This window comes from Blautia hominis (genome assembly GCA_002270465.1).
In the GTDB taxonomy this organism is placed as follows: domain Bacteria; phylum Bacillota; class Clostridia; order Lachnospirales; family Lachnospiraceae; genus Blautia; species Blautia hominis.
Genome location: NQOF01000002.1, coordinates 634,754 through 658,220, shown reverse-complemented (window position 1 = coordinate 658,220; position 23,467 = coordinate 634,754). Strand labels below are relative to the sequence as shown.

General features: G+C 47.8%; 26 protein-coding genes. 3 read left to right on the top strand and 23 right to left on the bottom strand.

Annotation, left to right across the window (positions count from 1 at the left end):
- Positions 1-70 precede the first annotated feature (70 nt).
- Both CI595_RS08970 and CI595_RS08965 read right to left on the bottom strand, forming a co-directional pair.
- Complete coding sequence (locus CI595_RS08970) at positions 71-697, bottom strand: TetR/AcrR family transcriptional regulator (protein WP_095172910.1); 627 nt, start codon at positions 695-697, stop codon at positions 71-73.
- Positions 690-1,055, bottom strand: coding sequence for a cupin domain-containing protein (locus tag CI595_RS08965; protein ID WP_243135124.1), 366 nt, complete (start codon positions 1,053-1,055; stop codon positions 690-692). The genes CI595_RS08970 and CI595_RS08965 overlap by 8 nt, the downstream gene beginning before the upstream one ends.
- A 333-nt stretch (positions 1,056-1,388) precedes the next feature.
- Between CI595_RS08965 and CI595_RS08960 the strand changes: the two genes are divergently transcribed.
- On the top strand, positions 1,389-2,312 hold the full coding sequence (locus tag CI595_RS08960; RefSeq protein WP_330397260.1) for a SufB/SufD family protein: 924 nt from the start codon (positions 1,389-1,391) through the stop codon (positions 2,310-2,312).
- Between the two features lie 111 nt (positions 2,313-2,423).
- On the opposite strand, the gene CI595_RS08955 is transcribed toward CI595_RS08960, so the two are convergent.
- The 16 genes from CI595_RS08955 to CI595_RS08880 form a co-directional block, all read right to left on the bottom strand.
- Complete coding sequence (locus tag CI595_RS08955) at positions 2,424-2,882, bottom strand: EutQ-related cupin domain-containing protein (RefSeq protein WP_095172908.1); 459 nt, start codon at positions 2,880-2,882, stop codon at positions 2,424-2,426.
- Between the two features lie 47 nt (positions 2,883-2,929).
- Positions 2,930-4,021, bottom strand: coding sequence for an ethanolamine utilization protein EutH (eutH, locus tag CI595_RS08950; RefSeq protein ID WP_095172907.1), 1,092 nt, complete (start codon positions 4,019-4,021; stop codon positions 2,930-2,932).
- A 2-nt stretch (positions 4,022-4,023) separates the two neighbouring features.
- The gene (locus CI595_RS08945; protein WP_065541609.1) at positions 4,024-4,299 is read right to left on the bottom strand and encodes a EutN/CcmL family microcompartment protein; all 276 of its coding nucleotides are present in this window, start codon (positions 4,297-4,299) and stop codon (positions 4,024-4,026) included.
- A gap of 9 nt (positions 4,300-4,308) precedes the next feature.
- A complete protein-coding gene (locus tag CI595_RS08940; protein WP_095172906.1) occupies positions 4,309-4,989 on the bottom strand; it encodes a hypothetical protein in 681 nt (226 codons plus the stop codon).
- Between the two features lie 38 nt (positions 4,990-5,027).
- A complete protein-coding gene (eutD, locus tag CI595_RS08935) occupies positions 5,028-5,651 on the bottom strand; it encodes an ethanolamine utilization phosphate acetyltransferase EutD (protein ID WP_065541607.1) in 624 nt (207 codons plus the stop codon).
- The gene (locus tag CI595_RS08930) at positions 5,641-6,237 is read right to left on the bottom strand and encodes a cobalamin adenosyltransferase family protein (protein ID WP_095172905.1); all 597 of its coding nucleotides are present in this window, start codon (positions 6,235-6,237) and stop codon (positions 5,641-5,643) included. The genes eutD and CI595_RS08930 overlap by 11 nt, the downstream gene beginning before the upstream one ends.
- 68 nt (positions 6,238-6,305) lie before the next feature.
- Complete coding sequence (locus CI595_RS08925) at positions 6,306-6,623, bottom strand: BMC domain-containing protein (protein WP_095172904.1); 318 nt, start codon at positions 6,621-6,623, stop codon at positions 6,306-6,308.
- Between the two features lie 120 nt (positions 6,624-6,743).
- On the bottom strand, positions 6,744-8,222 hold the full coding sequence (locus CI595_RS08920) for an acetaldehyde dehydrogenase (acetylating) (protein WP_095172903.1): 1,479 nt from the start codon (positions 8,220-8,222) through the stop codon (positions 6,744-6,746).
- Between the two features lie 20 nt (positions 8,223-8,242).
- A complete protein-coding gene (eutL, locus tag CI595_RS08915; protein ID WP_095172902.1) occupies positions 8,243-8,899 on the bottom strand; it encodes an ethanolamine utilization microcompartment protein EutL in 657 nt (218 codons plus the stop codon).
- A gap of 22 nt (positions 8,900-8,921) precedes the next feature.
- Positions 8,922-9,827, bottom strand: coding sequence for an ethanolamine ammonia-lyase subunit EutC (eutC, locus tag CI595_RS08910; RefSeq protein ID WP_095172901.1), 906 nt, complete (start codon positions 9,825-9,827; stop codon positions 8,922-8,924).
- 34 nt (positions 9,828-9,861) lie between these two features.
- Positions 9,862-11,229, bottom strand: a complete 1,368-nt coding sequence (locus CI595_RS08905) for an ethanolamine ammonia-lyase subunit EutB (RefSeq protein ID WP_065541601.1) — start codon at positions 11,227-11,229, stop codon at positions 9,862-9,864.
- 91 nt (positions 11,230-11,320) lie between these two features.
- On the bottom strand, positions 11,321-12,751 hold the full coding sequence (gene eutA / locus CI595_RS08900; protein ID WP_095172900.1) for an ethanolamine ammonia-lyase reactivating factor EutA: 1,431 nt from the start codon (positions 12,749-12,751) through the stop codon (positions 11,321-11,323).
- Complete coding sequence (locus CI595_RS08895) at positions 12,748-13,191, bottom strand: EutP/PduV family microcompartment system protein (protein WP_095172899.1); 444 nt, start codon at positions 13,189-13,191, stop codon at positions 12,748-12,750. Before CI595_RS08895 ends, eutA begins: the two co-directional genes overlap by 4 nt.
- A 16-nt stretch (positions 13,192-13,207) precedes the next feature.
- Positions 13,208-13,558, bottom strand: coding sequence for a BMC domain-containing protein (locus tag CI595_RS08890; protein WP_171285709.1), 351 nt, complete (start codon positions 13,556-13,558; stop codon positions 13,208-13,210).
- A gap of 28 nt (positions 13,559-13,586) precedes the next feature.
- Positions 13,587-14,729: a 1-propanol dehydrogenase PduQ gene (locus CI595_RS08885; RefSeq protein WP_095172898.1), complete on the bottom strand. Its 1,143-nt coding sequence runs from the start codon at positions 14,727-14,729 to the stop codon at positions 13,587-13,589.
- A gap of 82 nt (positions 14,730-14,811) precedes the next feature.
- Positions 14,812-15,279: an NADH-quinone oxidoreductase subunit NuoE family protein gene (locus CI595_RS08880; protein WP_104805503.1), complete on the bottom strand. Its 468-nt coding sequence runs from the start codon at positions 15,277-15,279 to the stop codon at positions 14,812-14,814.
- A gap of 529 nt (positions 15,280-15,808) precedes the next feature.
- Between CI595_RS08880 and CI595_RS08870 the strand changes: the two genes are divergently transcribed.
- Positions 15,809-17,044 (top strand): uroporphyrinogen decarboxylase family protein, encoded by a 1,236-nt coding sequence (locus tag CI595_RS08870; protein WP_162291836.1) that lies wholly within the window; start codon positions 15,809-15,811, stop codon positions 17,042-17,044.
- An 87-nt stretch (positions 17,045-17,131) separates the two neighbouring features.
- On the opposite strand, the gene CI595_RS08865 is transcribed toward CI595_RS08870, so the two are convergent.
- The 5 genes from CI595_RS08865 to CI595_RS08840 all read right to left on the bottom strand — a co-directional run bounded on the left by CI595_RS08865 (position 17,132) and on the right by CI595_RS08840 (position 22,699).
- Positions 17,132-19,030: an FtsX-like permease family protein gene (locus tag CI595_RS08865; protein WP_095172895.1), complete on the bottom strand. Its 1,899-nt coding sequence runs from the start codon at positions 19,028-19,030 to the stop codon at positions 17,132-17,134.
- Positions 19,027-19,782: an ABC transporter ATP-binding protein gene (locus CI595_RS08860; RefSeq protein WP_095172894.1), complete on the bottom strand. Its 756-nt coding sequence runs from the start codon at positions 19,780-19,782 to the stop codon at positions 19,027-19,029. Before CI595_RS08860 ends, CI595_RS08865 begins: the two co-directional genes overlap by 4 nt.
- A gap of 233 nt (positions 19,783-20,015) precedes the next feature.
- A complete protein-coding gene (locus CI595_RS08850) occupies positions 20,016-21,038 on the bottom strand; it encodes a sensor histidine kinase (protein WP_095172892.1) in 1,023 nt (340 codons plus the stop codon).
- Entirely contained in the window at positions 21,035-21,706 is a 672-nt protein-coding gene (locus CI595_RS08845) for a response regulator transcription factor (protein ID WP_095173251.1), read from the bottom strand. Before CI595_RS08845 ends, CI595_RS08850 begins: the two co-directional genes overlap by 4 nt.
- A 222-nt stretch (positions 21,707-21,928) precedes the next feature.
- The gene (locus tag CI595_RS08840) at positions 21,929-22,699 is read right to left on the bottom strand and encodes an ATP-binding protein (protein ID WP_095172891.1); all 771 of its coding nucleotides are present in this window, start codon (positions 22,697-22,699) and stop codon (positions 21,929-21,931) included.
- Positions 22,700-22,854: 155 nt separating this feature from the next.
- Between CI595_RS08840 and CI595_RS08835 the strand changes: the two genes are divergently transcribed.
- Positions 22,855-23,451 (top strand): TetR/AcrR family transcriptional regulator, encoded by a 597-nt coding sequence (locus CI595_RS08835; protein ID WP_095172890.1) that lies wholly within the window; start codon positions 22,855-22,857, stop codon positions 23,449-23,451.
- Positions 23,452-23,467: the final 16 nt, after the last annotated feature.

The following is a 23,467-nucleotide window of genomic DNA, read 5'->3' as shown; positions in this document are numbered from 1 at the left end:
CTGACCTGCCAAATAGTTACGATATGGTTATACTATCAGATAAAATCGGTGCCCGCTTTTCACCCAATGCTCATTTTTTCCGGTATTCCTCTTTATACACAAGTTTTTGAAACAGTTCCATCCACTCCTCAAACTGCCTCAGCATTTCATCCAGGCAAAATTCTGCACCTGACATCTGAATATCATGTATATAGCCGTCCCCCATCCAGCGCAGCATTTTATAAACCTTAAATGGTTCAATATCCTCTTTAAATTTATAAGTATCTATATGACCAAAACATATCTGAAACAATACGTCCTCTTGCATTGTATTTACATTTTTAAGTTCATCTGATACATCTTCCTTTTCAGAATAGAAGGCGCGCAGAGCAAAATCCAGTATAAAAGGATACTTATCCAACATTTTCACTTTATAAGTGCTTGCATACCGTAAGAGTTCAAAGAAATCTGTTATGGATCTAAATCTTTCATCAACGATCTGTTCCTGCATGGTTTCTATCAGGCAATTGTATATGTACAGATATAATTCTTTCTTGTTGCGAAAATAGTAAAATAATAACCCTTTTGAGATTCCCGCCTTTGCCGCGATCAGATCCGTGGATGCCTTTTTATATTCATTTTTCCCAAATACCTCCATTGCGGCATTTATGACGGCCTGCTGTTTCTCTTGGGGAAGAGAAGAAAACTTTTCATTCATCTAAGCTATCCTCTCCGTTATCTTTATTATGAAGTGATAACCCGATCATAATAGTCGTAGACTGGCTGTTGTTCCAGATGGAGTGGGGAATGGTTCCTTTTACAAGAAAAGATTCATTTTCTCTAATAATCTTCTCCTCTTTGTCCAGAAATACCTTTGCCTCCCCCTGTACTACAATAAAGAGGTGGTCATGCATGTGCACATGGTTCTTAGTGGGGCCTCCGCCTCCGTTTTCCAGGTAGGCGATAGAACCGTCCTGTATTTCGCCCATTTTCCCGAATAATTTTTTCGCATTAAAATTTACATGTTTCGGAGGTGTCATAAATCCTTCCATATTTCTTCCTTTCCGGCTTGTCATAAGTCTCTTCCAGAATCATTTGCCTGTTCCCTGTCCTGAAACTGCTTGTATGCAGCAGCAGTTCATAACTTCCAAAGAAGACGAAAATCACAGATTTGGTTCATAAAAGCTGTCCGGCAGATGTAAAATGTCACTGCCTGCCAGTTTATTATACTGATTATAAAGGAGGACTGATACCATTGTCAATCTCGCCAAAAACAAAGGTATGATCAGACAGCAAAAATAAATTCATACGGTCTACCGCTAAAGTATATGGATCTGAATAAAACGTAAAGGAAGTTTCATATGTTAGAATGAAAGACCGCCCCGTGGGAAAATATGTCAGGAGGATGCATGATGAACAAAATTGCAGAAAAACTATTACGGATCATCTCGGATTATGCCGATGGTTTTAAGGGTGCTTTTAACATCCGGGAAGACGGCCAGTGTGTCGGCAGGCAGTCTACACCTAATATCCGCATTGACACTAAGAAGGATGCACCCGGCCTGGTCATCCATATAAGCCCCCATGCGCAGAAGGAAGTGGTTTACATCCCTGCCTGCGTAACTCACGGTGCTATCGATGACCTTGTGTATAATGATTTTTATGTGGGAGCAGGAGCCGATGTGACAATCATTGCCGGATGTGGTGTCCATACGGACAGCGGCGATATGGCAAGACATAACGGTATCCACCGTTTTTTTCTGGAAAAGGGTGCACATGTTTTGTACAAGGAAAAGCATATCGGCACAGGATCAGGAACCGGAGAAAAACGAATCGATCCCGTTACGAATGCGTTTCTGTCGGAAGGCTCCGTATTGGAGATGGACACCGTACAGCTTAAAGGTGTGGACAATACGGTGAGAAAAACAACAGCCAGACTGGCGGCAAGGGCAAAACTGATCATTCATGAAAGTATCTTAACAGAAAAAGATGAGACTGCAGAGACGGACTTTACTGTCTCCATGGACGGAGAAGACTCCGCCGTTGATCTAATCTCCCGCTCTGTGGCAAAAGGCAGCTCCCGGCAGACGTATCATTCCCGCATAATGGGAAACTGCCGCTGCAGCGGACATTCTGAATGTGACGCTATCCTGGCTGACCAGGGCACGGTAAATGCCTCCCCGGAGTTATACGCTGGCAGTATTGACGCTGTTTTGATCCATGAGGCTGCCATTGGAAAAATCGCCGGGGAACAGATTATCAAACTCCGTACCCTGGGTCTTACAGAGGAACAGGCAGAAGAAAAAATCATAGAAGGCTTTTTACGGGCATAATGCCTCCCCACACATTGCCCTAAATGCCTCTGCGGTCTGCGAAAAACAGGAAGCAGATGGGAGAGGACCAATGGCATCCCATGGCCTCTCCCATCCGCTTCCGTTACCTATCTACTTATTCCAATCCGCAGGATACGTCACATAAATAAACCGCGCTCTCTCAGGAACCGAAAACTGTATCCGGGACCCTTTCGGGATCAAAATAATCTCTCCCGGCCCAGCCGTCACCTGCATCCTGTCCTTAACGATGGTAAGCTCCCCATCAATCACATAATCAATCTCATCATAATCCAAAGTCCAGTCAAATGTAGTTCTCTCCATCTCCATAATACCGCAACCAAGCCTGGGACTCTCAGCAAGAGAAAACAGATCATGGGTATATACCTTATCATTCCTATTTCCGGTATCCAGCCTGTCTGTTTCCGTCACATGGATCTTTGGTACTTCCATCTTAATGACACCGGCTATCTCCTGCCGATGCACATCATTTTTCGGACTGCCCAAACTCCCAATCTTCTCCTCCAGCACCTGTGCTATCATCTGTTCGATCACTTCTCTGCTAATCTCCATTACCTACACCCTACCTTCACACTTCTCTATGCACACCACATCGACGCCTACACTTCTTTTGCCGCCCCTTTGCTCCGTACCAAAACCAAAGCAGCGATTACCGCTGTAATCCCACCCACCAGTTTTCCCACGATCATAGGAAAGATCATATCCTGATTAAATCCTGCAGTAAAACCAAGATGGTCTCCAAACACAAAAGCCGCTGAAACCGCAAAGGCCACATTCAGCACCTTTCCCCTGTCATCCATGTCTTTCATCATACCAAACATAGGAATGCTGTTCGCAAGGCTTGCAACCAGTCCTGCTGCTGCCATCTCATTCATACCCAGCACTTTTCCCAGACCCATGAGCGGCTTTTTAAACACTTTCGTGATCACATACACCAGAGGAAATGCGCCTGCCAGTACAATGGCAATATCTGCCACCACCTCAAATCCCTCACTGATAGGATTCATACCGGGGATCAGCACAATTCCTGTGAGCTGTTCTATGATACCCACCCCGAGACCCAAAGTGATCACTGCCACCACAAACTTACCGAAATACGTGAAGCCCTTTACCATGGCATTTTCAAACTTCCACAGCCCAAGAGCGATCAAAACGGCAAAAATAATGATAGGAATCAGATTCTTAAGCACCATAACAATGGAATATCCTGCCACCAGACCGCCAACAAACGAACCGATCGGAATGGTAATGACACCTGCAAGTACACCTGTTGCCAGGTATTTCCGGTCCTCCTCCCTGATGATCCCAAGGGCTACTGGAATGGTAAACACAATGGTAGGCCCCAGCATAGCGCCAACGATCAGACCGCCGAAATTACCGGCATCTTCATTCAGAGCCAACGCCTGTGCCAGAGGTGCGCCGCCCATGTCATTTGCCAGAATAGAACCGGCAAACATAGCCGGGTCAGCGCCCAAAAGGCCGAATACCGGCACGATCACAGGCTTCAAAAGATTGGCGATGACAGGTGCCAAAGCGATGATCCCCACCATGGAGACAGACAGTGCACCAATTGCCATGATTCCTTCCTCAAACTTCTCTCCCAATCCAAAACGGCTGCCGAATATCCTGTCCAATGCTCCCAGAGCCGCAAATATTACCATAATGTATATAATTATCTCATTGATGCTCAACGTCATACCTCCTCATGTATATCCAGAGTATCTATAATTCCCACAATGGCTGCATCCACCGGTGTTTTTCCGTTTCCCACAACCATCCTTGCGGAATTTCCCCGGCAGATCAGGACCATATCTCCCACACCGGCGCCGATCACGTCTGCGGCAACCAGCAGGGACTCTTTTTCCTGCCTGTACCGTTTCATCACATCAATCACCAGCAGCTTCTGTCCGCTGATCGCCTCGTCTTTTTTGGTGGCCCATACACTTCCGATTACTGTTCCGATTTCCATTCGTGTACCTCACTGCTGTCTTCTGACTGTCAGATTATGATTGGAAATATAGTCTTTGGCCAGGGGTGTTATAATAGTCTTTCTTCCGATCAAAACCGTCCGGTATCCGGTCCCGCGCAGTCTCCCAAGGTCTGCTTCTCCCAGCAGTTTAAGCCTTGTCAGATCAAAGGGCGCACTGTCATTTTCTGCTATTATGCAGGCATTTTTTTGTACCCGCATTTCAAGTTCTGCCGCCTCCTGTATACCGGTTACGATCTCACCGCCAAAACGTCTGATCTCTTCCTCATATTCCTGGTATTTCTGATATAAAGCCTTGTAGGAAGTCTCCCTGTATTTCCGGTATTCCAGACCTTTTTCCAGAAAATAGACTTTCTTCCCGCCAAGCAGGGCTTCAAGGATCCATTTTGCTTCCGGCTGCCCGGGTATTCCCAGTGCAGTAAAGGCCAGCAGGCCGGCGGAGACCTGTGCAGCCACAATAAAATCCCATTCTCCTATTTCCGGGGAAGTACAGATATTGGCAAAGGACCGCAGCATATTTTCTTCTGCCTGATCCAGTTTCCCAAGTACCAGGACTTTTCCGGTGTGGGAAGCCCCACAGGACTCCTCCTGTATCTTACCAAGGCGGGCCTTTACTTCCTCTATGACATCCTCGATCAAACGGTCCGTTCCTTTTGTCTTCCATGTATCCATAAGCACATCCTCCTTTACACCCCTGAAAGACGCGGCAATTACCGGATGATACGGCAAAAGGTGCCTTTTTCAAACCCACAGGCATTTGCCTCGTCATAGTCAATATGAACATAGGTCTGAAACTCACTGCTGACCCTGGCAATGGTATCCTCAAAAATAACCGGACGGCTTCCGTAAACTTTGATCTTCAGGGCTTCTTTGTCTTTTACATGCAGTCTCCGGGCATCCTCAGGTGTGATATGCATATGACGCTTAGCTATGATCACTCCTTTATCCGTGACAATCTGCCTGTCCCCGTTTGAGATGGTAATTCCCGGTGTTCCCGCTATATCTCCGCTCAGTCTTACAGGCGGACGGATCCCCAGGGCAAGGGTATCTGTCATGGACACCTCCGCCTGGGTCTCCCCTCTCTCAGGCCCCAGGATAACCACACCGTGAATCGTTCCTTTCGGTCCTGTAAGGGATACCCTCTCCTTGCAGACATACTGACCTGGCTGGGATAGATCCCTGACTTTTGTAAGCCTGTATCCTTTGCCGAATAACCGCTCCACATCTTCCCGTGACAAGTGCACATGTCTGCCGGAGGCCTCCACCTCCACCATCATCTTATCTTTCAGCTCCCTGACAACTGCCTCAACTACTGCCTCTACCTCAACGTTCATACGCTCCTCCATATTTTCCAGTCAAATACTTGAACATCATGATCCAGAACAAAGAGGACAGCCGGTTTAAAACGCGTATGATATCTTCCCGCTCCACATCGCCGGTATCTGTTTTAAAGGCACGGTATGCAATGAGTTCCGTCTCTCTGGCCTTTGTTCTCAGCTTGTTTAAATATGCCACAATTTCATTATGACAGTAGGTGGGAAGGAAATGCTTCATACCATAATACTGGCTTGGATGATGGGAGTGGGCCCGCATGGCGTCTGTGTCCAGCCCCTGCATGGTGATCTCACCCACAGGCTCCCCGGATACCTCGCACCGCAGAAGCCAGCGGATAGTTTTGATAATCTCCTCCAGATCCTCCGTGAGCGTGTGCAGATCCTGCTTTTCCGTGATAGTCTGTAAAATGATGATCTCTGCCTCCAGGGAGTCAATAGCTCCCCGGAAGGCAATTCTTGGATGGTCCTTATATACCAGTTGGTCTCCTCTTAAATGGGTCATGTGTTCGGGTTTTTCCGGTTTTTTATCCAGGGTTTCCCTGACCGCCTCCGCCACGATCCGGCGGATTTTTTCCTGTTCTTCCATTTTTCTGCTCCTAATAGCCGGACGTTTTTTTCTCAGACCGTATCAGTTCATCAAGCTGAACCGTTACCTCAGGCCTCTTCTGTAAAGGAAGTTCCTGTGCTCTTTTCAAGCTGATGAGGCAGGATCACATCCACTTCTGTGTGAGGACGGGGAATCACGTGTACGGACACCAGTTCTCCCACACGCTCTGCTGCTGACGCCCCTGCATCGGTGGCTGCCTTGACCGCGCCCACATCTCCGCGCACCATAACGGTGACTAATCCGGCACCAATGCTTTCCTTTCCCACTAACGCCACATTGGCAGCTTTAACCATGGCATCTGCTGCCTCAATGGCTCCCACAAGTCCTTTTGTTTCAATCATACCTAATGCGTTTGTATTTGCCATAATGATTTACCTCCAAATATTCTCCAATTTTCAACACTTTAACTATTTTGTACCCCTAGGAAAACGCCTGGCAGGATACGATACTTTCTCTGTTAGTATTCTACATTTATCTAAATTCATTCAGACGAATTCTTTTACAATTTTGTCCACAATGGCATTGATCAGTTCCTGGCTTACCTGGCTGCCGCCGGATATCCGTGAAGTATCCTGCGTGCTCTCGCTTTCCCTGCGGATCTCTTCCAGTTCTTTTGTACCAAATGCCACACGTTTGATGTTGATCAGATCAAGAGGCCCGATGTTGTTGGAGGAGGAACTTCCTCCCACTGCGCCGCAGCCCAGTGTCAGGGCCGGGAATAGACCTGTGGTTGCTCCGATACCGCCCAGCGCTCCCGGTGTATTGACCAGGAAACGGGATGCGGGGATCTGCAGTGCAAATTTTCTCACCAGCGCTTCATCCTCTGCGTGCATGGAAAAGGTGTGTCCCGCACCTTCCATATGAAGGATCTCAATGCTTCTCTCCAGCACCCTGTCAGTATTTTCTTCCACAAAAAGTCCCAGGATGGGAGCCAGTTTCTCCCTGGAATAGGGTGCATCTGCTCCCACTTTCGTCTCTCTTCCCACCAGTACTCTGGCTGAGGACGGAACGCCGCAGAGGCCCGCGTACTCTGCGATCTGAGCACATGTTTTTCCCACGATCATAGGATTCATGGTGCCGCCGGCCCGCAGAATGAACTTTCCAAGCTGCCTGGACTGTTCCTGGGTCAGCACAAAGGCGCCCTGGGATTTCAGCTCCTCCACTACTTTTTCCTCCATGCAGCGCTCCACAATAATGGACTGCTCAGAGGCACAGATGGTACCGTTATCAAAGGTCTTGGAGTCCAGGATCTGTTTTACTGCTCTTCTTACATCTGCGCTCTTGTCAATAAATGCCGGGCCGTTGCCTGCGCCCACGCCGATGGCAGGTGTTCCTGATGAATAGGCGGATTTAACCATGGCTCCGCCGCCGGTTGCCAGGATCAGAGCTGTGCGGTCATTCTTCATCAGTGCCTGTGTGGCCTCCATAGTAGGCACACTGATGGCTGATATTGCCCCTTTTGGGCAGCCAGCCTCACATGCGGCCCGGGAGATGATCCGCACTGTTTCCAGGATACATTTTTTAGCTCCCGGATGGGGAGAAAATACAATGGCATTGCCGCCCTTTAAGGCTATCATTGCTTTGTAAATAACCGTTGAGGTAGGGTTTGTGGAGGGAACGATCCCGGCTATCACCCCCACCGGCGTGCCGATATCCCACACCTTTCGCTCCTTGTCCTCATGGAGGATCCCCACTGTCTTTTCCTTCTTTACGGCATCGTAGACCACTCTGGCGGCAAACATATTCTTGATCACCTTATCCTGCCATTTTCCAAAACCGGTCTCCTGCTGGGCAGCTTTTGCAAGTTCTTCTGCATGGGCAGCTCCGGCGTCGCTGATCGCTTTTACAATACGGTCAATCTGGTCCTGGTCCATACGTGCCAATTCCCGCTGTGCTTTTTCCGCTTCCAGAAGCAGATTTCTTGTCTCCTGGACGGAAACTAAGTCTTTATCCTTTAATTCCATTGGTTCACTCTCCTTTTCCCTTATTCAAAATCTTTTGGCCCGTCTGCCACTGTCTGCACTGCCTGGGCGAACGCAGAGCAGGCCGCCTTGCATGCGGACTGGCTTCCGGTGAGAAGACCGCCGCCAAAATTGGTCTCAGACGGAGGGCCGTAAAAAGCTACCATGGTCACATCCGCTGCCTTCATCGCAGCATCCAATCCATAAACCGCCTCCAAAGGCGGTGCGATCAGATAGGCCAGTGCCTCCCCCTCGGGGATACCTGCTGTCTTTGACAGATAAGAACCCGTACGTGATACCGTGTGTGCGTAATAAACAATAGAGTCATCCTCATTAGCGCTGACAAAACAGGGACCATATTCCATAAAATTCCTGATGGAATTCAGTCCGCTGCGGATTTCCGCAGGGCTTGGCCCTCCAATGATGCCGATGACCTCACCTGCCAGCTTCGTGGACGCATTGGCAGCGCCTGCATACATGGATCTTGCATAGACCACCTCCACGTCTGCGTCTTTCGTAGCTTCATCAAGGGCCGTGTAGAGCACATCGTCTGTATCTGCTGTCACGATCCCCAGGCTTTTATGTCTGGGGCCCAGCTCCAGTGCTTTTGCCAGATCCTCGCTGACATTGGAAATCATACGGATTCCCAGAATCGCGGGACGCAGTTCATCATGTTTCATAATTTCCTCCAATATTTCCAGCTTATTTCAGATCTATTCCCGATGCCTTTTTCTCCAGCATCTTCACGATCAGTTCAGCCGCATGGGCGCCTGCCTCAACGGCCGTGGTGCCGCCCTTGTGGATATTGCTGATCACGGTACGTTTTGCCTCCGCAAGGCCATGCTTAGGTTTATATGCAATATAGGCAGACATGGATTCCGCGGTCACAAGGCCCGGCCGTTCTCCCACCAGCATACAGATCACATCCGCATCCGTCACTTCTCCCACCGCATCCATGGCCCCCACTCTGGCATATTTGATAAAAAGGACAGGGGGAAGGGTGATCTGATGCATCTGAAGGCCCTGGCGGATAGCAGGGATCATATCCTCCACATTGGCCTCAATGGCGGAGGAGGAAAGGCCGTCCCCCACGATCACAAGGACTTTTGGATGGCTGCCGCAGGTCTTTCGGATCACCTCAAGTTCATCTGCGGGAAAGCGTCTCCCAAGATCAGGCCGTGTCAAATATTCATCTTTGTCCTTGCAAAGGGTTTTTACAAAGACAAAACCGCATTTTTTAATAAACTCTTCAGATACATCGCTGAACACCGCATCCTGGGCCGCCGCATGGTCTGCGCGCACCCGCAGCATGGTGGCTGTCCGGTATCTGGCCCCTGCCTTCCCGATCCCCAGCCTGGCAGGTGTCCTTGCTTTCATATCCAGATACCCCTCTGCATCAACAGGGTCTTTTACAAGAAGCTGGCGGCGCAGGTCTGTTTTTGTAATATCCTCCAGACATTCCCCGGAATCAGCCGGTATCTCTTTCTTTTTCAGTGCTTCCGCAGTGGTCTGTATCACCTCAGAACGCTTAGGCTCAGGGGCTGCGGAAGTATTTAACATCTGATCCAGGATTTTTTCCACCATGGATCTAATTTCATCATCTCTCACTTGATAAGTCCTCCTTCTGGTAAGATAGTTACGATTAAACAAACAATGTGGATGCATCTCCTGCTCTGGCGGTCAGATGTCCCTTTTCGTCCACATATCCCATCTTCATCAGCCACTTGTGGAATGGTTTAATAGCGGTCAGGCCGAATATCTCACGAAGTGCCGCGGTCTCATGAAAACCGGTTGTCTGATAGTTGAGCATCACATCATCCCCGTGTGGGATTCCCATAAAATAATTACAGCCGGCAGCGGTCAGAAGTACTGACAGATCCTCTATGGTGTTCTGGTCTGCCTTCATGTGATTGGTATAGCAGGCATCGCATCCCATGGGAATACCGGAGAGTTTCCCCATGAAATGGTCCTCCAGCCCGGCACGGTTCACCTGCCGTCCGTCATACAAATATTCCGGTCCGATGAACCCCACAACCGTATTGACCAGAAACGGTGAGAAATGGCGGGCAAATCCATAACATCTGGCCTCCATGGTCACCTGGTCTGTATCGTGGTGGGCTTCGGAGGACAGCTCTGAGCCCTGCCCGGTCTCAAAGTACATCACATTCGGCCCCTGGGCAGTTCCCTTTGTCAGCGCAAGATGGCGGGCCTCCTCAATGGTAGCTGCGTTAAAGCCAAACGCTGTGTTTCCCATCTCTGAACCGGCAATAGACTGGAAGATCAAATCCGCAGGTGCCCCTTTCCTGATGGCCTCCATCTGAGTAGTCACATGCGCCAGCACACAGGTCTGGGTGGGAATCTGATGTTTTTGTTTTACTTCCTCAAAACGGTGCAGTACCCTGGCAACACTCTCGGCAGAGTCATCCACCGGATTCAGCCCCAAAAGGGCGTCCCCTGCGCCATAGGTAAGTCCCTCCAAAAGAGACGCCATAATACCGTCCGGGTCATCGGTAGGGTGATTCGGCTGAAGACGTGAGGACAAGGTCCCCTCCTCACCGATGGTGGTATTACAGTGTGCTGTGACACGGATTTTTCTGGCTCCGTATACCAAGTCCAGATTGGACATGATTTTCGCAACAGCAGCCACCATTTCCGATGTCAGTCCCCGGGATACCCGGCGGATCATTTCCCCTGTGGTCTCCTCATCCAGAATCCACTCACGGAGTTCTGAGACAGTCATTCTTTTGATCTCATTGTAAATAGGTTCGCTGATGTCATCCTGGATGATCCTAGTCACCTCATCTGTCTCATAAGGCACAGCCGGATTGTTCCGCAGATCTTCCAGTGTGATCTGGGATAACACGATTTTGGCTGCTACCCGTTCCTCGGCCGACTCCGCCGCAAGGCCTGCCAGCTTGTCTCCGGATTTTTCCTCGTTGGCTTTTGCCATTACTTCTTTTAATGACTGAAAAGCATAAACGTGTCCAAATAATTTCGTTTTTAAAATCATGGCTTCTTCCTTTCTTCTGTTTGCTACGGTTCACATGATTCCTGTTATTTTTTATTCATGACGATTGAAAGTGCGCGGAACATACTTTCTATCATTTATGAAATACCAATGTCTTGACCACCACAGGGAGTACGCTTCCCTCCGCAATGGGTCTGCCAATGTCAATATACTCTCCCTCCGCCAGATGGATGCCGTCCAGACAAATGACTTCCTTCTTCCATTCCAGAAGGTGATACATGGTCTGCCCCAGGACCTTTGCCATATCATTTTCCACAACTACGATCAGAGGCAGATTGGCATGTAAAAGAGGTTCCATGCCTTCCAGAAGAGCCTTTGCATATTCCTGTATCCGGGAAAAACTGGGATTGTTTTCACCCGTAAATGCAATGGCTGCCTGTTGTATGCTGCCCTCCACCATAAACCACTCCAGCTTTTTTCTGATGGCATTTCCCATGGCTTTTGGACTGCTCTCCTCCTCGCTCAGTTTCAAAACGGGAAGGTTCTTCACCGGAAACAGCTCCTTTGTGTAAGTGATCGTACTGCCGCTTATGTCAGTTGTATGGCTTCCGGCCCCTACCACGGTGGCACGAATGGTCTCCGCGCTCTCAATGACCTGCAGATCCTGAAACAATTTTGACTCCCGGATAGCCCGCCCCAGCAGCACACCTATATCGCCGAACATAAAGGGTTCCCTGAATTTTTCCGGATGATAGACCGCATCCGCTACCCCGCCGGAAAAACTGATACAGGCAGTCTCTCCCGACAGATCAATCCCCTGGTTCGTGATCATCATTTCATAATAAGGATTGTCTCTGCGCAGCCCCACACTCTGTTCCAGTATCTCCGTCATCTGTATTAAAAGCGGTTTCAGAAGATTTTCGCTGGCAATGGTCCCGATTCTCAATTCCCATCCTTCTGCATCAATGATCTTCTGTATTTTAGGTGCGATATATATGATCCGTCCGGTATCTTTGTCAATCTTAACCAGCCTGCCTCCAATATCCAGACAGCCGGTATCTACTGTATCTCCCCGTTTAAATACCGCCAGGTTGCTGGTTCCGCCGCCGATATCTATATTTACTGCTGTCAGGTGGTGCTCCTTTGAATAGAGATCAGTACCCGCGCCTTTTCCGGAAATAACACTCTCCAAATCCGGCCCTGCCGTGGCAACCACAAAATCACCGGCAAATCCACTGAGCGCGTGGATCACCTCACTGGCATTTTCTTTTCGGGCTGTCTCTCCTGTGATGATCACAGCCCCGGTGTCAATCTCCTCTTTTCTTACGCCTGCTTTCTCATATTCTCTCTCTACGATCTCCCGGACTTTGCCAAAGTCTATTCTGGTTTGGTCAAGCAGCGGTGTAAAATAAATATCACTTTTGTACTGAATCTCTTTTTTTGTTATCACCATCCGGGGAACCGTATAACTGGTTGCCATATTCTCCACTGTCAGCCTGGAAAAAATAAGCTGCGTGGTGCTGGTGCCCAAGTCAATACCCACACTTAATAGTTCTTCTTTCATTTTGCTCCCCTTTCCCGGTTCAGAAATTCTGACAGTTCTCCAATCCCTGTGCCGTCCGGTGTGTCCACCAAAAAGATCCGGCTTACCCCTGCCTCCTTTAACTGTCTTTCCGCTTTCTTGATCTGTTCCCCACCCGCCTGCTTTATTTTTGTGACAACTCCAATCACTTTTTTTCCAAAAACACCCGCAAATCCGGGAGGGATCGCCCGGTATTCTGATGTGGGGTCAGCTACCAAGGCGATGATACCCGCATCCACCGCAGTCATGATCAGAGCATTGTAAAAATGACGGTTCTCCAGATATTCTCCCGGGGTATCTATGGATTCTCCATACTGTTCCACAGCCTGTGTCTTTTTATATCGGATCTCTTCCTCGTTCAGCTTCTGACACAGCGTCGTCTTGCCACAGCCGCTCTGCCCCATAAAAATGACTTTTTTCACTGCCTTGCTCCTCTTCTCACGTTCTGGTCACTGGGGCCTTTGCAAATCCAAGCTGTTCTTCCATGGTTTCCAGAATTTCCTTCACTGCCGCCTCCACAGAACTGATATCTCCGGTGAACACCAGTGCCCCGCTGAACCGGTCAATAAAGCCCAGTGTGATATCTGAGGCTTTTGTGGCTATATCCGCAGCAATGATCGCCCCCTCACTGGGTGTGATGGTCAGGATTCCGATGGCGTCCATCTGTTCCGGTTCCAGCCCCAGCTTCACATAGATGGCCGGGTCAGGACCGGCTATGACGTGGGCCAGGGTTATCTGTTTTCCCGGAACAAATTCCTGTATGATCCTCTGTTTTTCTTTCACTTCCATATCCGCAGCACTCCTTACTCCGGCTGTATCAGCGCATTCCCTGATATGCCCGTTTTAAAATCTCCAAGATATCTTCCCGGGAAACCTTTCTGGGATTTGTCCGGATACAGGCATCTGACAAAGCCCCCTGTGCCACAGCATCTTTCTGCTTCTGGTACTCCTCAGGTAAAACACCGCAGTCTTTCAGTCCTGCAGGCATTTTCAACTGTTCCTGCATTTTCCTGATCTCACGAATGAGATTCTTTACCCCGGCCCGCACATTGCCGCCTCCGAAACCTGCCAGTTGGGCGATCGCCGCATACTTTTCGGCTGCCGGAGTGTATTCCCTGGGATTGAACTCTGTCATATCCGCATTGAATTCCACCACATAGGGAAGTAGGACGGCATTTGTCCTGCCGTGAGGCACCTTAAATTTGCCTCCGATGTTATGGGCAATGGCATGGTTCACTCCCAAAGATGTTTTGTCAAAAGCCAGCCCTGCCATACAGGAGGCATTATGCATCTCCTCCCTTGCCCTTGCGTCCTCCGGATTCGTATAAGAGCGAACCAGATACCGCAGAACCGTCACCGCCGCCTTCTCCGCCAGCGCATCGGTAAATGCGTTGGCCTTTGTGGAGACGTAAGCCTCCAGCGCATGGGTCAGCACATCCATACCGGTGTCCGCCACCACGGATTTCGGAACACTTTTCACAAGACTGGCATCCAGAATGGCTGTGTCCGGCAATAGTGATGAATCTACCAAAGGATATTTGATTCCCTTCTCCCGGTCTGTGATCACGGCAAAGGATGTGACCTCCGAACCGGTTCCGCTGGTGGTTGGAACTGCAATAAACTCCATATCCGGCAGATTCCCGATCTGCCTGGAAAAATGCATGATAGCCTTTGCCTCATCAATGGCAGACCCTCCGCCCAGGGCGATCAAGGTGTCAGGCTTTTGCTTTATCACTTCTTTGACACCTTCAATCACCAGTTCAAGGGGCGGGTCGGGAACCACATTGCTGAAGATGGTATAACTGCCTGCTTTCAGGTACCTGGTGATATTCTCCACAAGCCCTGACTCCACCATAAAAGGGTCAGTAACAATGAATATCCCGGCACCCTGCAGTTTCTTTAAATATTCCAATGCATTTTTGCCAAAATGTATGGATGTTTTTATCCCGAACTCTTCCATAATCTTTCGTCCTTTCAATTTCATTCCTTATTTAGCTATCTTTTGTGAAATCTGCTCGGATTATGCAAAAAGCACATGAGATTCAAAAACATTTTTTGAAAATTTCGCCTATCTGGTCCGGTTTGACACCGGAAAACATCTTCCCGTCAATGAGAAGATTAGGGGATTTTCCACAGTTTCTCAGGCAGCCGCGTACATTCAGATATACATTCCCGTCCGCGGATATCCCTTCTTTTTTAATTCCCAGCTCGTTCCTCACAGCCTGTAAAACGGCTGCCCCTCCCTTGTCTCTGCATCTTTTCCCTGTACAGACCGTGACGGTGTGCTCATAGGGTGTTTCTTTTAAGCCAGAGTACATCCGCACCAGATACTGCACCACCGATCTCTTCACACCTGCCGCAGATGCTGCCCTCTCCTGGAGTGCCGGGCTGATCCCGCCACAGATTTCCTGCAGTTCCCTTAACATTGCCACTATCATTTCCTGCTCTTTTTTGTCTTTTCTGCTGCTGTAATAAGCTAAAATTTCATTTATATTTTCTTCTCTGTCCATGAAACTCTCCGTTCCTTTTTTCTGATCACTGCCACTGTTTGATACGGTTCTGTTAACATTTTTTGCAGATTTCCCGCTGCTATACACAACTGCTGCCCAAAAGGTGTTTTCTGTCCGGAACATGAAGCTAGTACAGCGTTGCGTAAATACCAGTGAAGTCAGTGCCTGATATCTGCGTCAGGTGTGCGTCTGCAAAGCGACGGCGTAGTGGGCGCTACGACTAGCTTTGCAGGCGTGCTCCTGGCGTAGATAGCGGGTGCTGAATTCACTGGTATTTGCACAACGCTGTACTAGTACAACGTTGCGTAAATTCCTGTGATATAGCACTCGCTATCTACGCAATGCTGTACTAGAGTTTGTTTGAAAATTCATTCCAATACACTCTTGACCTCTGTACGTTCCATACAAAAAAACCGTCCGGAAAAAGTCAAGACTTGTGTATCCCGGCTGTAGAAGTCTGCCAAGTACAATGGTATACTCTTCATATAAATAATAATGTCTGCTCCTCATGGGAAAGGAGGAAATACGAATGACAGATCATGAAAAACTTTATGAAGAAAGAAAAAAACGTGTAGAAACAGCCGTCTCAAACCGGGAACCGGATAAGGTGCCAAACACGCTTTTAGTGGGCACCTACCCTCTTCACAAGGCGGGGATCACAATGGCCGAGAGTATGGTTGACCATGAAAAGGCCTGCCGTGCCATGCTGGCCTTCTATGAAAAATACGCTTACACAGATACCGGGAGCATCAGCAGTTTCACCCCTGCCGCAAAGGTCCTGGAAAATCTGGGTATGAAAAATGCCCGCTGGCCCGGCGACCCCAAAGGCCTGGACGAAAACAACACCTATCAATTTATAGAATTCCCCACCTTAAAGGACGGGGAATACGATGAATTTTTCAGGGACCCGGCAGGATTCTGGCTGACAAAGCACCTGCCCCGTACCATGGAGATCTTTGAACCGCTGGCTGACCTGGATTATTATGATCTGATCGTGGGAGGCGCCCAGCAGATGCTCACATCTCCCCAGGCTGTCCATGTTTATAAGCGTCTTTTAGCCGCCGCTGAAGAGGCGCAGAAAATGAATGCGGTTATTGGAACGTATGACAAAAAGCTCAGGGGACTTGGCTACTATTCCATCATGGGCGGAGGTTCTGCCACGGCTTTTGATATGCTTGGCGATACCTTGAGAGGAACTTTTGGCATGATGCCGGATTTGATTGAAGAACGGGACAATGTTAAACATGCACTTGATATTTTTGCAGATCTGCATATAAAGCAGAGCCTTGGATTCTGTCAGGCAACCGGCAGCAGATACGCATGGGTCATGCTGCACAAAGGATTCGACAATTTTATCAGTGAGACGGATTACAAAGAGCTGTACTGGCCTTACCTGCAGAAATGGATCCTTGCGCTGATCGACCACAATATCACACCTGTAGTCTATACAGAAGGCGCTTATAATACAAGGCTGACATACCTCAAAGAGGTGCCAAAGAACAAGGTGGTTTACCATTTTGAGAACGTAGATTTAAGATTGGCAAAAAAAGAACTGGGGGATACAGCCTGTCTTATGGGCGGCTTCCCGGTATATACGGTAAGGTACGGCACACCGGAACGTATCAGAGAAGAAGTGAAAAAACATCTGGAGATCATGGCCCCCGGCGGTGGCTACTTATTCACAACCGGCTACTCCCTGGAGGACTGTCCTGAAGAGAATATGGAAGCCCTCTTAGAAGCGGTTGACCGGTATGGAAAATACTAAAACATCTTCCTGTTTTTTGGCTCTTCATGCCTAAATGCGGCACCCCATTTTTAACTAATGGGGCGCCGCATCTTTTTCTTCCTGTTTTTAATCCAACACTTTTTTCCTGAATGCATGGACGGATATAAAATAAATGATACTGAATATAAGCAAGATAGCGGCTGCGCTGTATACATTGATCCTAAACAGATCCTCTTTCATTACAGTACCCACCGCATGGATGGCAAAATAAGAAGTCAATACCATAAGGACAAAGGGACAGTAGTAAGTGAAACGAATCTCATTTTTCATGGATTTATAAAGGGTTCCCCGCTGGATCCCTATTTTCTGCAGCACTTTGTAGCGCTCCGCATCTTCCGCCGCCTCATTGTTCAGTTTGATAAAGATAATACTTCCGCAGGCCAGGATAAACGTCGCGAACATGAATACACAGAGGGAGTACATAACACGCACCCAGGCCCCTTCCTTATCTTCTGTGCGGATCAGATTGACACCTACAAATCTCTCTTTGTCCGTCTTTGCCAGAGATTTAAGATAAGGCACCGAAGCTTCCAGATTGTCAGGATCCTGGAATTTAAAGCTGTATATATACATGACTTCTCCCAGGTGCTTCAGATTTTCATATTGGGCATCGCTCACCACATAGACACTCAGACCATTCTGCAGATCTCCCAGATATGGAACATCACTCTCCGCGATTTGTCTGAACTCCCGGTCACCGATGGTTACCGTTTCATTTTCTTCCGGCATGAAGCTCATGAGCATAATATGGGTCAGGTGAATACATTCATCGTCTTTCAGTTTTGCATATTCATAGGAAAGGCCGGATTCCTCGGCAGCTTTTTTTAAGGCAGATTCTGAAGTGATGCCGTAATTGGCACTCACATATTTTGAATGGAGTTTTTCCGGGTCAAGAGCCAGAATGGGGATACTGCTTCTGTACTTTACCTGATTCTCCTCCTCTATCCCTTTCTGTATCTCATCCACGTCCGCCTCTTTTGCAGCTACGATCTGACAGGTGTACGTGGTCCTGAAATGTTCCGACCTTTCATACCTCTGTTTCAGAGCCATGGAACTTCCCAGGACTGTCACAGAACAGATCATAAGCACTGTCACGATGGCATAGGTTCTGTAATTTCGCTTCAGACGGAAAGCCAGGTTGTTCATCCACAGATTTCTCTGCTTTTGATAGAGATACTGCTTGTTTTTTGTAAGTCTTCTGACCAGCCAGGGGATCAGGCCTCCGTACAAGAAATAGGTGCCGGCAATGACCAGGATAACCGCAGCCAGGGCATAGCCGAGACTGTCAATATCACCGGTCTTAACCGCGCAGTAATACCCTGCCCCCAAAACACCCACACCCAGAATGATCTTAAAAGCTGTCAGAACGACCGGTTCCGGCTTCATCTCCTTTTGTTTCGCACCCGAAAGCATATCCAATACACTGCTTCTTACAAGGGATACATATCCTTTCAAGACCATAAGACCATAAATTGCCATGAAGACGCCGGATGTCACAAGCACAGGCTTCAAAGAAAAGGAGAATTTAATATCCACGCTGATATCTGAAATGCGCAGCAGCATCATCTGGAAGAACTTTGAAAATACAACACCGGCTCCCAGTCCCGCTGCCAGGGAAAACAGTCCGGAGAATAAAGCCTCCAGAGCATACATTTTTCCGATCCTCTTGTTGTCCAGCCCCATGAATATATAAATGCCGATCTCTTTTTTCCGCTGATTCAAAAATACATTGGTAGCATACCAGATAAAGAAAAATAAAAACACACCGAATATCACGGATAATGCTCTCACGATCAAGTCTATATACTCTTTATTATAGGTGTTCAGTACCGTCATGGAATCTGAATATAGGACACACTGGAAGTTAAAAAACACAAACACAGAGAATGCCAGCGCCAGGACCAGAGAAAGGTAATTTCTGAGATTCCGTTTAAAATTTGACACAGTCAGCCGAATCAGACTCATTCCCTCTCACCTCCCATAGACGCCAGAAGTTTCAGAATCTCATCATAGAAAAGCTTTCTGTCCTCCTTGTTGTTCAGCCTGCACTGAATCTGCCCGTCACTTAGAAAATATACCTGTTTTGCGTAGCTGGCTGTGTAGGCATCATGTGTTACCATAAGAATCGTGGCTTTTCCTGAGTCATTGGCAGCTTTCAGGCTGGAGAGCAGATCCCGGCTGGAATGGGAATCCAGCGCTCCTGTAGGCTCATCGGCAAAGAGTATCCGCGGCTCTGTGATCAATGCCCTGGCACTGGCACCGCGCTGTTTCTGGCCCCCGGAGAGCTGGTATGGGTATTTGTTCAGATGGGCGGACAGGCCGAACATATCTGCCATTCTGTCCACTTTCTCCAGAATATCTTTGCTCTTTTTCCCATTCAGAGACAGCGGAAGTGCGATGTTGTCCTGCAGTGTCATGTTGTCCAGAAGATTATACTCCTGAAAAATAAATCCAATCTTATCCCTGCGGATCTCAGAGAGCTGCCGGTTTCCAACCCTTGTCACATCGGCCCCGTCCAGGATGATCTGTCCTCTGGAAGGTTTGTCCAGAGTTGACAGCAGATTCAATAGGGTGGATTTTCCGGCACCACTTGGTCCCATGATCGCAATAAAATCATGTTCGTAGATATCCATGGTCACATCTTTCAGCACGATTGATTCATACCCTTTGCGGCCATAAGTCTTTGTTAAATTTTTTATTTCTACTATTTTTTTCATTTCCTCAGCTCCTTTGCTTTTCTGTAACGGTTCAGTACCCTCACAGTTGCAGGCAAAAATCCATGTAAAACCGCCTTTGGCGATGGGATTTTTACTTGGCCGTGGTACACTTTCTTACGGTCAGCGCAGGGAATGCGCAGACCTACTGAATCGTTACGTTTTTCTTTACATTCTGATTGTAGCAAAACAGGAGCGGGAAATCCTTGCATCTGTCTAACACCTTTCCTCTGTTTCTAACATTTCTGCAAGGTTTGCTCTGCTTCCTCCAGGAAAAAATGCTCCGCATCATTCTGAAAGGTAAAAGTGAACCTGGTATTGTTTTCCCATGAAGATGCCCTGATCCCTATCCCCAACCTGTCTGCTGTCTGTTTTACAAAGTACAGTCCCATCCCTGTGGAACGGTAGCTGCCATTCCTCTGACTGCTTCCAATAAAGCCTTTGTCAAAAATATAGGGTAGTTCCTCACCGGATATGCCGCAGCCATTATCCTGGATCCAGAAATCCGTACTTCCCGGCGAAGCAGTCTCAGCGCCGAAGGTGAGCGCAGGCGTTTCTCCCCGGTATTTGACCGCGTTGCCGATCATCTGGTCCAGCATATACACCAGCCATCTGCGGTCGGTGTAGACAGCAATATCCTTTCTATGCATCTCTATGGCAAAATTATGGCGTATCAGAAAGTAAGAATGATTTTTTACAGCCTCCGCAGCGGCTTCTTTGAGACTGACTTTTTCAAGCTTTATGTCATTCTCCGGCTTTTTCAGCTTACTGCTCATCAGCATGGTGTTGAGATACTGCTGTATCCGCTCCAGGGAATCCCGCATTTCCTCCTGCAAAACCCTGTCCTGATTTCTCTCATTCATCAGCCGCAGGGCAGAGAGGGGCAGCTTTACTTCATGTGCCCAAAGGGTAATATAATCACTCAGTTCCAGTATTTCATTATAGAGACTTTGTATCTTTTCCTCATCTGCTTCCTTTCTCCGGCACCATATCTCATAAGGCTGGTGCCCCAACAGCTTTTTTATCTCTTCTTTCGGTATATCCTGCTCACAGGCAAGCGTTCTGCATAACCTTCTGTATTTTCTGTAGTCAGCCAGAAAAACGGTCACAGCAAGCACCGTCCCTATAACATCCAGATAAAGCAGATCACTTATGTTTACCCTGGTGGCACAGATAACACCGAAATACAGATTGACAAACAAAAACGCCACGAAAAAAAGCAGTATGGCAGGGATTCTGTCCTCCAGATACGTTTTCATAATATATAATATCCCCTTCCTTTTTTGGTACCAATGATCTCCTTTCCGCCTGATATATCCCGAAGCTTGCTTCTAAGCCGTGAGACCAGAACGGTCAGAGACGCATCTGTGACAAACTCATCCGTGTTCCAGAGATGCTGCATCAGTTTTTCACGTTCCACTACTTTTCCCCTGCACTCCATCAGGGCACACATGATCTTATTTTCAGACTTTGTCAGCTCCACGGATCGATCTTCATAGGTAAAGACCCCTTCCCCGCTGTCATAGTACCCTCCGTCAGCCAGATACTCCCTGTCATTTTTCCGGTATTCATAGGCACGTCTTATCATGGAACGGATCTTGACAAGCAGCAGTTCCGGATCAAAGGGTTTTTCCATATAATCATCTCCGCCGGATGCCATGGCCATGATTTTATCGGCATTCATCTCCCGGCTGGAGAGAAACAGGACCGGCACATTGGAAATAGTTCTGATCTTTTCACACCAGTAAAATCCGTCGTGATAAGGCAGATTGATATCAAGGAGGATAAAATCCGGCTTGATGCGCATAAACTCTTCCTCCACATGTTCAAAAGCTCTGATATATTCTGTATCAAACTCCCACTTTCTGCAGAGAAGGCAAATTTCTCTGGCCAGGGATAAGTCATCTTCCACTATCATGATCTTCATATTGCTCTGCTCCTTCTCACTGTTTTCTGTCATAATTATAACTTATTTTTTCTCTTCCTCCCAGTGTTTCCAGGTATCTTGCAAAAATGTTAGATTCAACTTTTAATGCACCGTACAACTCCAGCGGTCCGTCATTTTTGTTACCCCGGAATGTTCACAAGACTTTCCTGAATGACAAAAAAACGGATCACAGGACAAATCCCTGTAACCCGTTAATGATCTTTACAGCCCTAATTTTTCCACAATTTCTTTCAGCGCTGCCCGCACCGGTGAGTCCCCGGGAAGCTGTACCGTAGGCTTGCCATCACAGTCAAATTGGTAAACCATATCATCATGGGGAACTACACCCAGAAGGTTTAAGTTCTGCTTTTCAATCTCTTCCATGGTTCCTGCGTCCAGTGTGCCTTCCGGCGCCCGATTTACGATCAGCCCCATTTTCTGAGGTTTTAAATTCAGTTCCTCGATCAGACGTGCGATCCTTCCCGCTGCCTGTACCCCTCGTCTGGAACAGTCGCTTACCAGAACTGCAGTCTGCATGGTGGGAAGGATGCCACGGCTGATATGCTCCATCCCTGCCTCATTGTCCACAACAATATAGGGATAATGACTCTGGAGTCTCTGAAGTTGTGTCTGGACCAGTCCGTTTACAAAACAGTAACATCCCTGTCCCTGGCTGCGTCCCATTACCATTAGATCATAATCATCTTCCTCTGTGATCGCATCGGCCAGTCTCATTTCCAGATAGTCCTGTTTGGTCACACCTGCCGGGATCTGATACCGGCTGTCAACTCCCGCGCGCTCTATTTCCTCCCGCAGTTCCCCTAAAGTGATCTCTGTCTCAACTCCGAGAACTTCATTTAAATTTGAATTTGCGTCTGCATCCACTGCCAAAACCGGTTTCTTGCCGCTCTCACACAAATACTGTATCAGCAGACCACACAAAGTTGTCTTACCTACGCCGCCTTTTCCGGCTACTGCTATTACATGTCCCATATATTTTCCTCCAAATTTCTGAACAACCTGTTGATTTCTTTCTATAATTGATTATAATTGTAATTATGAAAATTACAATCATCAATAATAGGAATCTGTTCATTTTATCAACAGATCTGGAAAATTGTTGATATCTGATAACAACGGAGGCACTCATGGAAACGAAAGAACGAAAAGAAGACCGGCGCACAAAATACACCCGGCAGGTCATCAAGGATACCTTTCTGAAACTGCTGGAGAAAAAAGCTTATCCTAAGATCACGGTCACGGAAATCTGCAAACTGGCAGAGATTAACAGAGGTACTTTTTACCTGCACTATTATGATATGGATGATGTGCTGGACGACATTCTGACGGAAATGCTGGAGGATACCAAGAGCGTGGAGGAACATCTCACGTGCCCCGGGCGTGCTGCTTCCAACTGCACATTTCCTTTTTGCCATAAGGTCCACAACACCCCCAGATACCAGGTGCTTTTTCTGGATGATATCATTTCCTCCAAAATCATTGAGAAGATAGCTAATATTTATAAAGAAGGCTATGTGACCTGGCTGATGTCACACAGCCTGCTTACTTTTGAACAGGCGGAAGCTGTCTTTTATTTTCAGATGAACGGTTGTCTCACCATCAATAAACTGACCATCCGCAACCGGTGCGGCGATTGGCGAAAGATACAAAATACCATAGATTCCTTTATCAAAGCCGGATTGGAAAGTTTTCTTATTCATGATGGAAGGGATGAAACGCAGTGACTCACATGCAAAGTAC